12 protein-coding genes are annotated in these 16,442 nt (G+C 51.4%); 11 read left to right on the top strand and 1 reads right to left on the bottom strand.

What is annotated here, in order from left to right; translation table 11 throughout:
- Positions 1 to 60 precede the first annotated feature (60 nt).
- The 10 genes from AC27IB_RS18485 (at position 61) to AC27IB_RS18440 (ending at position 13,540) form a co-directional block, all read left to right on the top strand.
- Positions 61 to 1,266, top strand: a complete 1,206-nt coding sequence (locus AC27IB_RS18485; RefSeq protein ID WP_487122787.1) for an amidase — start codon at positions 61 to 63, stop codon at positions 1,264 to 1,266.
- Positions 1,267 to 1,277: 11 nt separating this feature from the next.
- Positions 1,278 to 2,876, top strand: a complete 1,599-nt coding sequence (locus AC27IB_RS18480; RefSeq protein WP_487122785.1) for a gamma-glutamyltransferase family protein — start codon at positions 1,278 to 1,280, stop codon at positions 2,874 to 2,876.
- A complete protein-coding gene (locus tag AC27IB_RS18475) occupies positions 2,876 to 3,694 on the top strand; it encodes a sulfite exporter TauE/SafE family protein (RefSeq protein ID WP_296050828.1) in 819 nt (272 codons plus the stop codon). Before AC27IB_RS18480 ends, AC27IB_RS18475 begins: the two co-directional genes overlap by 1 nt.
- 8 nt (positions 3,695 to 3,702) lie before the next feature.
- The gene (locus AC27IB_RS18470; protein ID WP_296050830.1) at positions 3,703 to 4,926 is read left to right on the top strand and encodes a pyridoxal-phosphate-dependent aminotransferase family protein; all 1,224 of its coding nucleotides are present in this window, start codon (positions 3,703 to 3,705) and stop codon (positions 4,924 to 4,926) included.
- On the top strand, positions 4,923 to 6,158 hold the full coding sequence (locus AC27IB_RS18465) for an allantoate amidohydrolase (RefSeq protein ID WP_296050833.1): 1,236 nt from the start codon (positions 4,923 to 4,925) through the stop codon (positions 6,156 to 6,158). The genes AC27IB_RS18470 and AC27IB_RS18465 overlap by 4 nt, the downstream gene beginning before the upstream one ends.
- A gap of 29 nt (positions 6,159 to 6,187) precedes the next feature.
- Positions 6,188 to 6,553, top strand: coding sequence for an AraC family ligand binding domain-containing protein (locus tag AC27IB_RS18460; RefSeq protein WP_296050835.1), 366 nt, complete (start codon positions 6,188 to 6,190; stop codon positions 6,551 to 6,553).
- Positions 6,554 to 6,879: 326 nt separating this feature from the next.
- On the top strand, positions 6,880 to 8,244 hold the full coding sequence (locus tag AC27IB_RS18455) for an adenosine deaminase family protein (protein WP_487122782.1): 1,365 nt from the start codon (positions 6,880 to 6,882) through the stop codon (positions 8,242 to 8,244).
- A gap of 3 nt (positions 8,245 to 8,247) precedes the next feature.
- On the top strand, positions 8,248 to 9,639 hold the full coding sequence (locus tag AC27IB_RS18450; protein WP_487122780.1) for a uracil-xanthine permease family protein: 1,392 nt from the start codon (positions 8,248 to 8,250) through the stop codon (positions 9,637 to 9,639).
- A gap of 281 nt (positions 9,640 to 9,920) precedes the next feature.
- The gene (locus tag AC27IB_RS18445; RefSeq protein ID WP_487122778.1) at positions 9,921 to 12,356 is read left to right on the top strand and encodes a TonB-dependent siderophore receptor; all 2,436 of its coding nucleotides are present in this window, start codon (positions 9,921 to 9,923) and stop codon (positions 12,354 to 12,356) included.
- Positions 12,357 to 12,421: 65 nt separating this feature from the next.
- On the top strand, positions 12,422 to 13,540 hold the full coding sequence (locus AC27IB_RS18440; RefSeq protein WP_487122776.1) for a purine nucleoside permease: 1,119 nt from the start codon (positions 12,422 to 12,424) through the stop codon (positions 13,538 to 13,540).
- A 70-nt stretch (positions 13,541 to 13,610) separates the two neighbouring features.
- Here AC27IB_RS18440 and AC27IB_RS18435 read toward each other — a convergent pair whose 3' ends face one another.
- Entirely contained in the window at positions 13,611 to 14,624 is a 1,014-nt protein-coding gene (locus AC27IB_RS18435) for an adenosine deaminase (RefSeq protein WP_487122774.1), read from the bottom strand.
- A gap of 249 nt (positions 14,625 to 14,873) precedes the next feature.
- Here AC27IB_RS18435 and AC27IB_RS18430 point away from each other — a divergent pair, with 249 nt between their 5' ends.
- Positions 14,874 to 16,202 carry an NCS2 family permease gene (locus AC27IB_RS18430; RefSeq protein ID WP_487122772.1) on the top strand — a complete coding sequence of 443 codons (1,329 nt, stop codon included), beginning with the start codon at positions 14,874 to 14,876 and terminating at the stop codon, positions 16,200 to 16,202.
- Positions 16,203 to 16,442: the final 240 nt, after the last annotated feature.

Genomic DNA, 16,442 nt, shown 5'->3' with positions numbered 1-16,442 from the left:
ACTTGACTTATCAGTGAAACAATTGTTTCATAGAGTCATCCTTCTGTTACATTAAACTTCATGGATCATTTTACCGTTAGTTCCCCTTTTGTCTGGCAGCCAGCGCCCGACGTGGTGCCTGCTGAACAGGCTAATTCATCAGCCAGTGCTGAAACTGTCAACGATAGCGTCACTTCGCTGTCGGGCCTGCGGGTGGCAGTTAAGGACTTGTTTGCTATCAAGGGTACACCTACCACAGCAGGTAATCCTGACTGGCTGGCCAGTCATGCCGATGCCGACACCACGGCCAGCGCAGTCACTAAACTGATAGCGGCTGGCGCCGTGGTGGCAGGAAAAACCATTACCGACGAACTGGCGTACAGTTTAAACGGGCAAAATATCCATTACGGCACGCCGCAAAACCCGTTAACGCCGGAGCGCCTGCCCGGCGGTTCATCAAGTGGCTCGGCCGTAGCAGTATCGGCCGGTTTGGCCGACATTGGCCTGGGCACCGATACCGGCGGCTCCATTCGTGTACCGGCCAGTTATAACGCACTGTACGGCATGCGCCCTACTCACGGCCGCATCAGCACCGACGGCCTGGTCGCCCTGGCGCCGGGTTTCGATACTATCGGTGTGATGGCAAAAAGCCTTGATGTGCTCGAACGCAGCATGAGTTGCTTATTTGATTCACCGGTTACTGATACCCCGGCTCTGACGCCTCTGGTAATTTACCAGACGGCGGTGGATAACAGTGAGCAGGCAAATGCCGCCAATCAATGGCTTGCGCACCTGCCAATAGCTAACCAAAACGGTGATTTCAGCCAGTTGGAACAGCTCCCGCTGGCTGAAGCATTCAGAGTATTACAGGGGCGTGAGATTTGGCAAACTCATGGTGAGTGGATTACAAACACTCAGCCGGTATTTGCACCGGATATTGCCGAGCGATTTAACCAAAGCGCGCAGATCAGCGACGCCGAGGTAGAACACGCAACACATATACAACAACAGGTACGTCAGCTTTTAGCTTCACTGCTTAGTGATAACCGCGCCATTGTACTGCCCACCACACCGGGCTGCGCACCGCAGTTAACAGCCAGTGCGGCCGAACTGACCGACTACCGCAAACAATTATTATCATTAACTGCCTTAGCCGGACTGGCGGGTTTACCACAACTGCATTTGCCGTTATTTCGCCTGAATGACGCACCCTGCGGCTTATCATTGATAGGCCCTGCGGGCAGTGAAACCAGCCTGTTCGCTCTGGCTCGTACCCTTACGGAATAAGAATAGAAAGCATGACAAAACAACAACACACTGCTTTTACCGCGCCACACTATGCTGCATCGACAGTAGGCAACGATATCCTGCAACGCGGCGGCACCGCCATTGAAGCCATGGTGGCCGCAGCGGCCTCTATTGCGGTGGAATACCCGCACATGAACGGCCTCGGTGGTGACGGTTTCTGGCTGATCAGTGAACCGGGCAAAGCCCCGGTTGCTATCGACGCCTGCGGCACGGCGGCCGGACTGGCTGATAGCGATTTTTATCAGGGCCTGGATGCAATTCCCTCGCGTGGAGGCAAAGCGGCTTTAACCATGGCTGGTGCTGTGGCTGGCTGGCAAAAAGCCCTGGAGATCAGTGCCAACTGGCAATCGCCTATGCCGCTGCAGGACTTACTGGCCACCGCCATCAGTCAGGCGAACTGGGGCATTGAAGTGACCCAGAGTATGTCGGATGCCAGTTACAAAACCTTCGATGATTTAGCCGGTGATGAACATTTCGGTCAGTTTTTAATTAAGGGCAAGGCCCTTAAAAAAGGCAAAATTGTTAAACTCACTAAGCTTGCCAACACCTTACAACGTTTAGCAGACAACGGTCTGAATGATTTTTATCACGGTGATATTGCCCGTGAACTGGCCGCGGATCTGGAAGCGGCGGGTTCGCCTATCCGCTTAAGCGACTTTAATCAGTATGAAGCAAAAGTGGTGACGCCATTAAGCGTATCAACCTCAAAAGGCACACTCTACAATCTGCCAGCGCCTACTCAGGGCATTGCCTCATTAATCATTCTGGCGCTTTACGATCGCGTGGTCAGCCAGGGTAACAACGATGCCGATATGGTCCACCTGCTGATTGAATGTACTAAGCAAGCCTTTATTAAACGCAATGAATACCTCACCGATCCGGGCCGTTTGAGTGTCGATCTCAACAGCTTCCTGAGCGATGAAGCGCTCGATGAGATGGCCGCAGCCATTGAGCTGGATAAAGCCCTGCCCTGGCCTGTTGAAGCCAAACTTGGCGATACCATCTGGATGGGGGCCTGTGACAATGAAGGACGAATGGTTAGCTACATTCAAAGCTTATACTGGGAATATGGCAGCGGTGTAGTCAGCCCGCAAACCGGTATTGTGTGGAATAACCGCGGTACGTCGTTCAGCCTGACACCCGGCCACTTACAACAACTCAAGCCCGGCTTAAAACCGTTTCATACCTTAAATCCGGCCTTTGCTGAGCTTAATGACGGCCGCCGCATCAGCTACGGCACCATGGGCGGCGAAGGCCAACCGCAAACTCAGGCCGCCTTGTTCAGCCGGTATGTCTACCATAATCAGCCACTCGACAAATCCATTGCCCTGGGTCGCTGGTTACTTGGTCGCACCTGGGGCGATCAATCGCATAACTTAAAAGTTGAGCGTGACCTTAATGAATACGTTGGCGAAGATCTGCTGGCCCGCGGTCACGACATGGTGGTGGTAGATGCCTGTAACGAACTCATGGGCCATGCGGGCGCTGTAGTCCTGCATACGGATGACACCACAGAAGCCGCCACCGATCCGCGCAGCGACGGCAAAGCCTTCGCACAACCTTATACCTCATCAGGAGAAGTACAGTAATGGATGCATTGATGGAATTACTACCCACCATTCTGGCATTGATGGCTACCGGCGTGTTTGCCGGGATTCTGGCTGGCTTGCTCGGCGTGGGTGGCGGTATTGTAATTGTACCGGTACTGTATTTTCTGTTTCAGGCGCTGGGCGTGTCGGCGGATTCTGCCATGCTGATAGCCACCGCCACCTCACTGGCCACTATCATTCCCACTTCGCTGAGCTCTATTCATGCTCACCGCAAAAAAGGCAACGTCGATACCGACCTGCTCAAACGCTGGGGTCCGTTTATTCTGCTGGGGGTGTTGCTGGGCAGCTACGCGGTAACCCAGGTCAACGGTGAAGTATTAACCCTACTGTTTGGCACCATTGCCAGCTTATCTGCCATAAATATGTTTATCGGGAGTAAAAGTGCCTGGTTTAACGACCTACCCGGCGCCCTTGGCCAGCGCATTATCGCTATTTGCATTGGTTTATTCAGCGCCATGGTGGGTATTGGCGGTGGCACACTCACCGTGCCTACCCTGACGTTTTGCAATTACCCGGCCCACCGGGCAGTAGGCACCGCCGCTGCCGTCGGTCTGATTATTTCACTGCCGGCCGCCGTGACCATGCTGATTTTAGGCCAGGCCCCGGCTGACGCCCCAGACGGCACCATTGGCCTGGTGAACTTAATTGGCTTTGCCGCCATTGTCCCCCTTACTGTGTTATTTGCACCGGTTGGTGCTGGCCTGGCCAGCAAACTGGATGCCGCAAAGCTCAAGAAAGTATTTGCCGTGGTACTGCTTATCACCGGCGTAAGAATGCTTGCTCAGAGCGTGCTCTAGGAGAAAAAATGAAACCCTTATCCATGCCACCCCGACTGCTGATGGGCCCCGGCCCGATTAACTGCTATCCGCGGGTATTAACGGCCATGTCACAACAGCTGGTTGGCCAGTATGACCCGGCCATGACCAGTTGCATGAATGAAGTCATGGCGTTGTATCGTCAGGTTTTTCAAACCAACAACCACCACACCATTTTGGTGGATGGGACGTCCCGTGCCGGTATCGAAGCGGTGCTGGTGTCTGCGCTGGAGCCCGGCGATAAAGTACTGGTCCCCATTTTTGGCCGCTTCGGACACCTCTTGTGTGAAATTGCCGAACGTGCCGGTGCCGAAGTGCACAGCATAGAAGTGCCCTGGGGTGAAGTGTTCGAGCCAGAACAAATTGAAAAAGCCATCCGTGAAGTACAGCCTAAAATGCTGGCAGTGGTTCAGGGCGATACCTCTACCACCATGCTCCAACCCCTGGCGCATTTAGGTGAAATTTGCCGCCGCTACGACGTGCTGTTTTACTCCGATGCCACCGCCTCCATTGGCGGTAACCCGTTTAACACCGACGACTGGCAGCTCGATGCGGTGTCGGTTGGCTTGCAAAAATGTTTGGGTGGCCCGTCTGGTAGCGCACCGATTACTTTAAGCGATCGCTATGTTGAGCTGGTGCGCAAGCGTCATCATGTTGAGGCCGGTATTCGCGAGTCAGCGCATCAGTCGGGCTCGGGCAGCCGTATTCGCTCTAACTATTTTGATATCCCCATGTTGCTCGATTACTGGGGTGAGGAGCGGCTGAATCACCATACCGAAGCCGCAACCATGCTGTTTAGTGCCCGCGAATGCGCCATTAACCTGATTGAAGAAGGCATTGATAACAGCATTGCCCGCCACAAACAGGCTGGCGATGCCATGCTGGCCGGCGTGCAGGCGCTTAACCTTGAACCCTTTGGTAACCTTGCCCACAAAATGCATAATGTGGTCGGGGTAGAAATTCCTGCGGGGGTAGATGGCGAACAGATCCGCCAGCAACTACTACTGGATTTTAATATTGAAATTGGTACCAGCTTTGGTCCGCTGAAAGGCCGTATCTGGCGCATTGGCACCATGGGCTATAACGCCCGTAAAGATGCCGTACTGCACACCCTGCAGTCGCTGGAAACCGTGTTACGCCGCGCCGGGCACAAACTCCCTGCCGGTGGTGGCGTTGACGCCGCGCTGGATAGCTTCTCAGGTTCATCACTATGATGGATTTTGCCAGCCTGGCCAACCAGGTGATGTTACGTTGCGATCAGCTCGGTGCGATTACTCAGTCACCCGGCATCGTTGACCGTCGCTATCTTACCCCGCAACATCGTCAGGCCAACGACCTGGTAGCGGTCTGGATGCGCGAGGCAGGCATGACAGTCTGGCAGGACGCCGCCGGTAATCAGTGGGGGCGCTATCACAGCACCGACGCCAATGCGCGTTCGCTGGTGCTTGGTAGTCACCTCGACACCGTGCCGAACGGTGGAAAGTACGATGGCATGCTGGGCGTTATCGCGCCTCTGGCGGTCGTCCATCATTGTTTTGAAAACGGCATTCGCTTTCCGTTTCACATTGATATCGTCGGCTTTGGCGATGAAGAAGGCACCCGATTTGGCTCTACCCTGCTGGGCAGCCGGGCGTTAACCGGACGCTGGAAGGAAGACTGGCAGTTACTGCGTGATGAAAACAAGGTGTCACTGCCTGAAGCGATGGCCGAGTTTGGTCTGGCATTCGACAAGGTTGGCGATGCCACGCTTAAGCCAGACAGTGTGCTGGGCTATCTGGAAGTGCACATTGAACAAGGACCGGTACTGGAAGACAAAAACCTGCCGGTAGGCTGGGTAACCGCCATCGCCGGTGCCAAGCGGCTCAATGTGCAGGTGAATGGCATGGCCGGCCATGCCGGTACTGTGCCCATGGGCATGCGTCAGGATGCGCTGGCCGGTGCCAGTGAAATGGTGCTGGCGGTGGAATCCATTGCCAGTCAGTTTGGCATTGTTGCCACCGTTGGACGACTTGAAACACGCCCTGGCGCGGTTAACGTTATTCCTGGTCAGGTTAATTTTTCGCTGGATATTCGCAGCGAACATAACCATAAACGCGATGCCGCACTGCAACTGATTGAAGAAGTCTTCCGCGATATTGCAGAGCGCCGCCACGTAGATGTTAACTGGCAGCAAACCCACCATGCCGATGCCGTGCATTGCGATCCGTACCTGTCGCAAACCCTGTCACAAGCTATACAGCTCAGTGGTTTTAATGCCGTCAGTCTGCCTTCAGGCGCTGGTCACGATGCCATGGCCATGGATGCCATTTGCCCGGTAAGCATGCTGTTTGTGCGCTGCAAAGGCGGCATCAGTCACCATCCGGGTGAGTCCGTTACCAGTGCCGATGTGGCCGCCAGCTTACAGGTTATTTTTCGATTTTTTGACGCTTTTTCGCCTGACTTTTAGGGCAGTTACCAACCAGAAGGATGATACGCATGAAAATACCCAGAATTTATAATGATGCAGACGGTAAAAGTCATTTTGGTGAAGCCGATATCCCGCTCAAAGATGGCGGCCCGATAGGCTTATTATCAGAGAAGATCCCCGCTGGTTCGATTATTTTTCGCGAAACGCCTGCCGATTACGACTTTAAATGGCATCCCGCACCAACCCGTCAGCTGTTATTTATCTTAAAAGGCCGCGCAGAATTTACCGTGTCCTCTGGTGAACGCCATGTTTACGGTGCCGGTGATGTGCTGCTGCTTGAAGATACCGAAGGTGAAGGTCACTGCAGCCGCGCCATGTACAATGAAGTGCGTCATTCGATTTTTGTTACCCTGCCTGACGGCTTCCCTTATTAGTTAACGGTTCAGAGTTCTCCGTATGGGGCTGGCTGCTATTGAGTCAGTCACGCCCCTCTCTGGTGCAACGCCTTATCGCCGCCATTTAGCGCGCCTTTACCCATCAATTATTATCCTTTAATTACAGAAACTTACACATACTCCTGGCATCCGGACCAAATGGTCAGATTATTGCTTCATCCGTAACGTCTTTTTTTACGCCTACAGTGAGCAATATGTGCAGTATGTTTTACCGGTGGAATGCCCACCGTTCAGTCCCTTCCCTGAGACGCTTCTTATTCGCCACTGCCCTGATGCTGACACCGTGCTCAGTTTTCAGTGCCAACATGGACTCATGGTTCCGCGAATATAAGCAAACCGCCAGTGACCAAGCGCTTTATCAGTTACTGTGGTCACTGCCGAAAGGCGGCGATCTGCATCACCATTTAAGTGGTGCAGGCTTTAGTGAGTGGTGGTATGACATCGCCACCCAGCCAGAGCGCAACGGAGGCTACATTTACTATACCAAAACCCGTCTGCGGCAATGCCGTGGTTATGGCACCAATGAATATGGCCCTAACCCGCAAAACCTGTTGTTCCGGACTATTCAGGCCTCTACTTACGCCGGGCTAAGTGACTGCGAGAAGCAGGAATATAAGTTACTCAGCGCTCTCGATAACGTCGAAAAACAAGCCTATTTTGACAGTATTCGTCTGGATAAAGCCCATGAGGGGCGCAATGAATTTTTCGAACGGCACTGGCAACGTCTGAATGAACTGAGCAATAACCCACATGTCGGTGCGTACATTCTGCTTAAAAACATGCAGGCTTTCGCTGATGAAGGGCTGCAGTATCTGGAAACCCAGGTGAATGTGGATCGCAGTATTACCCCTGACGGCGAATTAATGTCGCCGGATGACTCACTGAAAATCTATACCGACATGCTGGCCTCCAGCGCGGCTTTAGACACCGGTGTAACGGTGCGTTTTCAGTATGCTTTGCTGCGTTTTTTACCGCACGCTGAAAAGCACTTACGCTGGATGTATGACTTTGTCGACCAGCACCGCGATCTTTACGTGGGCATTAATATGGTCGGCCGCGAAGATAACGACAAAGGCTATCCATTGCGTTTTTTACCTGTATTGCGCGACCTCCGCCGCCAGTATCCGGCAATCAATCTGGCCATCCACGCCGGTGAGGTAGATGAACCCAATCAACACGTCAGAGACACCCTGCTACTCGGTGCCCAGCGTATTGGCCACGGCCTGAACACGATTACCGATCCGGACACCCTGCTGCTGATGCGCCATGGCCCGTACCTGATTGAAATTAACCTTATCAGTAACCACCTGCTCGACTACACAGAAGATTATGCCAGCCATCCGTTCCCGGAGTATTTGCGCACCAATATTCCGGTGGCGCTGACGACTGACGATCGCGGCATGTGGGACAGCACCCTTACCGATGAGTACTACGTAGCGGTTAAAGAATTTAATTTATCCTGGCAGGAACTCACCGGTCTTGCTCGCCAGTCTCTTCAGCACAGCTTTTTAGCCGAAGACGATAAACAAGCCGCGCTTAGCGCTTATGAGCAGCGTTTGCGCCAGTTTGCAGAAACCCTTGCCCGTGATGGCGATTCGTCATTACCGCAAGCCGCCCCTAAACGGCGTTTTATCTGCAACTATCAACCCACTTTGTGTCATCAAGGATAGCGAATGTCTCAGCACCACATACTTTATGCGCTGGAAGATAAACCCGGATTTATGGTTAGCCTGACCGCCGCGGTACAACACGTACTCGCCAGTTTTATTGGTGTAGTAACACCCACGCTGATCATTGCTTCGGCACTGGGGTTACAGGCTGAAGTGCCATACCTTATCAGCATGGCATTACTGGTAACTGGTATCGGTACCTTTATTCAAACCCGCGGATTCGGCCCGGTTGGCAGCGGCCTGGTGGCCATTCAGGGCACCAGTTTTGCCTTTATCAGCGCGTTGCTGATGGTGGGCACTACGATTAAATCCCAGGGAGGGTCGAACGACGATATCCTGGCCATGATGTTTGGCGTGTGTTTCTGGGGGGCATTCGTTGAAATTATTCTGAGCCAGTTTATTACTCAGCTCAAACGGGTCATCACCCCTATTACTACCGGTGTTGTGATCATTGCCATTGGTATTTCACTGATTAAGGTTGGAATGACCGACCTGGCCGGCGGCTTTAACAGTGATGATTTTGGTAGTGTGGAAAATTTAAACCTGGGACTGACTGTTCTGCTGGTGATTATTTTCTTTAACGCTCATCGAAACCGCTGGTTAAGATTATCCGCTATTTTTATTGGCATGAGCCTGGGTACAGTTATCGCTTTTTTTGCCGGCATGACAGACTTCACAGCACTGACGTCGCTGCCGGTTTTCAGCTTTCCCCAACCCTTTAAATACGGGTTTAATTTTGACTGGGCGCTGTTTTTACCCATTGCGTTAATTTACTTTTTTACGGCTATTGAAACAGCCGGCGATCTCACCGCCAACAGTTTGTTTTGTCAGTTACCGATCCGCGGCGATAAATACCTCAAACGGATCCGGGCCGGTATTCTGGGGGATGGTTTTAATTCACTAATGGCGGCCATCTTTTGTACCTTCCCCAACACCACCTTCGGGCAAAATAACGGTGTCATTCAGATGACGGGAATAGCCAGTCGCAAAGTGGGCTACTTTGTGGCGGCAGTCTTTGTGGTTCTCGGCGTATTTCCCTTTATCGGTGCAGTCCTTCAGGCAATTCCAAAACCTGTGCTCGGTGGCGCTACCCTGGTGATGTTTGCCATGGTCGCCGTGGGCGGTGTTAAGATCCTGACCAGCGAACCATTGACCCAGCGCAACAGCCTGATTACCGCCTGTTCTCTCGGCATGGGGCTGGGCGTAATGATGGTCGGTGACGTGCTTGCTCAACTGCCACCGTGGCTCGGCAACATATTTATATCACCGGTTACCACCGCGGGGTTAACCGCTATTGTTCTTACCGTAGTGTTACCGGTTAATAAAGAAGCTGACCGCAGCACTGATAGTTTACAAAGTGAAGATTCAGAGCAACAGCCATGTACTGAGAAGTGAACAGCAGGCCCGATCCCGATCGGGCCTCAGCTTTACATGGTGCAATGTTCAGATAATACTCCCTGAAATGGTGCAACGGTTTGAACAATCCTTCACCGTTAACAATTAAGTAACGAAAAGGGCTTTTCGAGCTATATTTTTATCTATATATATCAATAAATTAAAAACAAAATCAACCCTGACCATATGGACAGGATTTTGGCACTAAACCTGCAATGTGCAAGTCTGCATAGCTATATCTCACTTAAATTTACAAAAATTCCGAGAAGATGAGGAACACCATGAAAACGACCAAATTTAGTGTGGCGCCGATTGCGCTGGCCGTCACCAGCAGCTTGATGCTATCAACTGCTGCTTTTGCGCAGGAAGAGCCATCTGATGCAGAAATCGAAAAAATTGAAGTAAAAGGCTCACTGGGCAGCTTACCTGGCCAGGACGTAGAAGCCGTTTTTGGTTTCGGTAAGTCAATTCTGGAAACACCTCGCTCCGCATCAACCATCTCTGCAGAGCAGATGGAACGTTTTAACGTATCGGATATCGATGAACTGGTGGCTTTTGCACCAGGTACCTTTACGCAGTCTTTCTTTGGTGTTGCCGGTTCACTTGATATTCGGGGTAATCCTGGTGAAGCCTACTTCCGCGGCATGAAGCGTCTGGACAACCCGGGGAACTACCCTACGCCGATTGGTGCATCAAGCCGTATCGATATCGTTCGTGGCCCGGCCTCACCTATTTATGGTCCGTCAAAAATTGGTGGTTACCTGAACTTTAACCCTAAATCTGCCCGTGCTTCTTCAGGTCAGTACCTGGACACGCCCACCGGCGCCCTGTCTTACACTCACGGTACCTGGGATAAGAGCATTATTACCGCTGAAGTCGGTGGTCCTGGCAGCATTGGCGGCAAGGAAATGGGTTACTATGTATACGGTGAAGTAGAAAACTCAGGGTCTTACTACGACAACACCGATACCGATCAATCTATCATTCAGGCGTCATTTAACATCGACCTGACTGATAACCTGCGCGTTGAATTTGGTGGTATGTACCACAACTATCAGGGTAACCAGGTAGCGGGCTGGAACCGTTTGACTCAGGAACTGGTTGATAGCGGGACTTACGTAACCGGTACCGCGCAGAATATTGATGCCAATGGCGACGGCTCAATTTCCCACGAGGAGTATACCGACGTTCAAGAGCAGTTAAACCCGTTCATTTTCACGCCAGCGGTTCCTCTGGATACCGTCACTGAAGACTTTTTTGATCCATTAATGGCACTTCAAAACCCAGGAACGACGACCTTAAAAGGAAACCAGACTCTGGTTGCACCGGATGACCAGTTAGGTAACAAAGCCACTACCCTATACTTTGATGTGATCTACTACGCCGGTGACTGGGAAATCAAAAACCAGTTATTTTATGATGCCTACGATAACATCAACGAAAATGCTTACGGCTTCTCACAATTCCACGATAGCTGGGTTGTTGAAGATAAAGTGGTATTCGCCACCGAAGTGGAAACGGGTTCGCTTTACGCTCAGTTCCAGGTTTCACCATCAATCCGCTACACCGACTTCCTTCACGGAGATGATTTTACCCACGAATATTTCAACCGTCGTGATTTAACCATGCCATCCAGTGCGCTGGATCGCCGCTTGTTAGCAACTCGCTCTGGCATGAACTACGATAACTACGATGAAGGGGATTATCTGGATCTGGGTTTTGCAGCCATGACTGACTTAACCTGGGACTGGGGTCTGAACATCGTGTTAGGTGCTCGCTACGACACCATCGATATCGAAACCACGTCACGTCAGGACTTATTACTTCCAAGCGCTCGTGAGGACGAGGACGTCACAACGCCAATCACTTTGGATGAAACCGTAGACGGCGTATCCTGGAATGCCAGTATCTCCTACACCACACCAATTGGTCTGATCCCTTATATCACCATGGCTGAGCAGGCTACACTGGTTGCTGGTCAGGGAGCTGAAATCAACATTGGTCAGTTGGGTAATGCTGATGGCAGTGGTGCATTCGATACCTCTGAACTAATTGAATACGGTGTGAAAGGTTCATTCCTGGAAGAGTCGCTGTACTTTGCCCTGTCAATCTTCGAACAAGAACGTACCGACTACAATACACAGAACACCGTTACCAACAACACTACCAACAACGAAGGTCTGGAGTTTGAACTGCGTTGGGTAGTGAACGAAAACCTGGTATTGTCTGCCGGTTACTCTAACGTTGAAGTGGTTAACCTGACCGCCCTTGAAAACGGTAACCAATTTGGATTCCTGGGTGCTGACGACCTAGTAGCAATTGATGATCCATCGGTTATCTTTGGTGGTAACGTAATCGGTCTTAACCTGGTTGGTCCGAACACTAACAACCCCAAAGGCCTGAAAGCCGGTATGCCGGAAAACATCTACACGCTGACGGGTACCTATGACTTCCAGAATGGCTATGCTGCCAGCCTGAGTGTTATCGATGTTGACTCAGTATCTTCTGGCTTCTCTGGTGCAGTGACACTGCCTGCCTACACCCTGGTTAACGCGGGTCTGTCTTATCAGGATGAAAACTTCGGGGTTAACCTGACAGTGAAAAACCTGACCGACGAGACTTACTACCGTGCAAACTTCCCGGACTTATTTGGTAGCCAGATTGTGCTGCCTGAACTACCACGTCACTTCAACGTGAAGTTCTCTTATAAGTTCTAAGTAAGACTTTGTTCTACCATAACGGCATGCCTAGGCATGCCGTTTTTTTGCCTACTGGAGAAATCATGCGTTATTTATTATTGAGTTTGCTGAGTTGTCTGGCTTTAAGCGCCTGTCAGCCGGGCACGGATGCTCCTGCACAAGCCACTCCCGCTGAAGCGGTAAAAACATCGGCTGAAAGCGTCGAAAAACTGCAAGTGAAAGCCGTTGTCGTTGCCATGTTTGAAATTGGCGAAGACGAAGGCGATCGCCCCGGCGAATTCCAGTTCTGGAAAGAGCGCTACGGTCTGACGGAAAAGTATCCCTTCCCTCACGGCTTCCACGACCTTTATTACAACCCTGAAAAAGGCGTACTGGGCATGGTAACCGGTATGGGAATAGCCCGCGCCTCTTCAGCATTTACCGCGCTGGGACTAGACCCTCGCTTTGATTTAACCAAAGCCTACTGGTTGATTGCAGGTATTGCCGGTATCGACCCGCAGGATGGTTCGATTGGTTCGGCAGTGTGGACAGATTACCTGGTTGATGGCGATCTCGCGCATCAGATTGATGCCCGGGAAATTCCCGAAGACTGGTCAACCGGCTACTTTCCATTGTTCGCTAACGAGCCTTATCCTGAACAGGAAGGGGAAGTTGTGGCACGCAACGGTGAAGTCTTTCAGCTCAATACATCCTTAGTAGACTGGGCATTCAATCTGACTAAAGACATTGAACTTGTTGACACCGATGCCATGCTCGCCCTGCGCAGTAAGTACACTGCAATGCCTGCAGCACAATTGCCCCCCAAAGTATTACGGGGCGACCACCTGTCGGCATCTACGTTCTGGCACGGCAAGTTGTTTAACGACTGGGCTAATGACTGGACGAGCTTCTGGACCAATGGCAAAGGTAACTTTATGACCTCAGGCATGGAAGACACCGGCAGCTATCAGGCCCTGACCTACCTGGATAACGCCGGATTAGTCGATAAACAACGCGTTCTGGTATTGCGGACTGCCAGTAACTTTACCATGCAGCCAACGGGCATGACCGCTGCCGAAAACCTCGCCTCAGAGAGCTCCGGTGCTGGCTATGCGGGCATGCTGCCATCACTGGAAGCCGCTTATAAAGTCGGTAGTACCGTGATTGATGAAATTGTCCTTAACTGGGACAAGTATCAGGATACCCTGCCGGGTCAGCAGTAACTTGCTGGTTCCTGCTGCGTATAAAAAATAAGGGGCCTTTTGGCCCCTCTTTGTTATCTGCACTCAATACTTAAGCCGCTTTGGCCACCAGGTTGTCGATACACCTTAGCCACTTATTCTTTTCCTCGGCTGGCAAAAATGAGCCAATAAAACTGTTTTTAACCAGTTGTACCAGGGCCGTTTCATTCATCGCCAGATGCGTCATTAACGCTTTGTAGTTGTCGTTCAGGTAGCCGCCAAAATAACTGGGGTCGTCGGAGTTAACGGTCACGCACAGCCCCTGCTCCAGCAAGTCCAGAATATTATGCTGCGCCATGTTATCGAAGACACACAACTTAATGTTACTTTGCGGGCAAACCGTTAATGCCATGCCGCTGTCGCGTAAACGTTTAAGTAACGCGGCATCTTCTTCGGCCCTGACGCCGTGATCCACCCGGTCTATTTTGAGTAAATCCAGCGCTTGCCAGATATATTCCGGCGGCCCTTCCTCACCGGCATGGGCTACAGATTTAAAGCCAAGCGCCCGGGCCGCGGTAAATACCTTTACAAACTTATCCGGCGGGTTGCCCTGCTCAGAGCTATCCAGCCCGACCGCCTTAATCAGCGGGTAATAGCGCCGGGCCTGATTGAGGGTTTCAATAGCGGAGGCTTCCGAAAGGTGCCGCAAAAATGACATAATCAGATAAACGCTGACGCCACACTCGGCTTTGGCTTCGTCGATGGCGCGCTGAAACCCCGGCATAAAAACGTCGAATCCAACGCCACGCTCAGTATGGGTTTGCGGATCGAACATAATTTCGGTATGAACAATATTATCGGCCTGACAATGCTGCAAATAACTGCGCATCAGCAGATAGAAGTCTTCTTCATCGCGCATCACATCGGCGCCCTGATAATACAGGTCAAGAAAACTCTGCAGGTCCTCAAACTGATAGGCCGCTTTAATCGCCTCAACGGAGTCGTAGGGTAACGACACCCCATGTTTTTCGGCCAGCGCCCACATTAGCTCTGGCTCCAGAGTACCTTCTATATGCAGGTGCAATTCTGTTTTTGGCAACTGCTCAATTAAATGAATTAGTCTCATCGCGTAACGGGCTCCCTCGCGCACTGTTGTCAGGCAAATTCACCATTACGGTGCATCTTTGAATGGCTCCATGCCAAAATAGCCTGCATCAAACTGATTTATAGTAAGATTGGTCTGTTCGGTACCAACCGTTTATTGTGATATACCAAAGTCTAGCAGATACCAGACCAACTCTTTGACTAAATGGTCAGTTTTTTGCTTGCACTAAGCCAATACACACAACAACTACAAACAATAAAGAGATTCACTATGTCATCGACGCTGATAGAGCGGCTTTTCAAACTTGAGGCCCACGGCACCACCATTAAAACTGAGGTGATTGCCGGCCTGACCACGTTTGCAGCAATGTCTTATATTCTGGTGGTAAATCCAGGCATTCTGGGCTTGAGCGGTATGCCAGCCACAGGCTTAATTACCGTCACGGCACTGGCTGCCTGTTTGGGCACCATGCTGATGGCGTTCATGACTAACTACCCTATTGCCCTGGCACCAGGCATGGGCCTTAACGCCTTCTTTGCGTTTACCATTTGTCTGACACGGGAAATCCCCTGGGAAGCAGCACTGGGCATTGTGTTCTGGAACGGTATATTATTTTTGCTGCTGACCCTCACCGGGGTGCGAACCCTGATTGCCGAAGCCATTCCGCCATCACTTAAAATAGGCGTGCAATGTGGGATTGGGTTATTTATCGCCTTTATCGGCCTGAAGAATGCGGGCCTGATCGTGTCGAATCAGGCAACTTTTGTGACCATTGGCGATCTGTCTAATCCAGCCGTGATGCTGGCTCTCGCCGGTATTCTGCTCACCGTTATTCTGGTAAAGAAAAACGTTACCGGTGGCATTTTATTGTCGATTATTTTACTGACTCTGATGGGATTTATTATTCCCACCGAAAACGGCATGCTAACGCCCACACCAGAGGCTATCGTTGGTATGCCTGAGCCTATCAGCGATACCTGGTTTGCCATGGATATTATGTATCCGCTGGAGCACTTTGCTGAAACCTGGGATCTGATTTTTGCCCTGATGTTTGTCAACATGTTCGATACCATTGGGACCCTGATTGGTGTATCCCGCCGGGCGAATTTATTAAACGAGGACGATAAACTCCCCAAAATTGGCGCGGCGATGACGGCCGATGCATCAGCCAGTGTGGTAGGTGCAGCGTTAGGTACCTCACCGGTAACCAGTTATGTAGAGTCTGCCGCCGGCGCGTCGGCGGGTGGCCGAACTGGCCTCACCGCGATTGTAGTGGGTATCTGCTTCCTGCTGGCGCTATTTTTAACCCCGCTGATGAAAATCATTCCGCTGATGGCCACCACACCGGCTTTGGTAATGGTGGGTATATTAATGATGGAATCGATTCGTCATCTTGAGTTTGATGATCTTGGCGCTACTGCTACAGCAGTCGTTGCCCTTATGGCCATGCCACTCACCTTCAGTATCAGTGAAGGGATTGCGCTGGGCTTTATTACGTATGTGGGCGTCAAGCTCGGCACCGGCAAACATAAGGAAATCAGCTTTATTACTTATTTGCTGGCGCTGGTGTTTATCCTGCGTTACGCCTTCGGCCTTTAAAGTACAAGTTACACCAGGTAACAAACTAGACTACTCCACACCCGTCATACCGGAAGCGGCTTAGGCCGCTATCCAGTATCTCCTATAAATGCTTACCAACAAAAGATACTGATTGATACCGCTGTAGTCTCCACATCTTGTCGGGGTGCCGACTGCACCCAAAGGGGAGATGGCTCCCCTTTGGAAACCTCCAGTTCTTTAATCGCGAAGGAACATACTGTCACCGGGCAGGTAAAACCT

It is taken from the genome of Alteromonas sp. 4NH20-0104, assembly GCF_057547795.1.
This window is presented reverse-complemented; position numbering and strand designations above follow the sequence as displayed.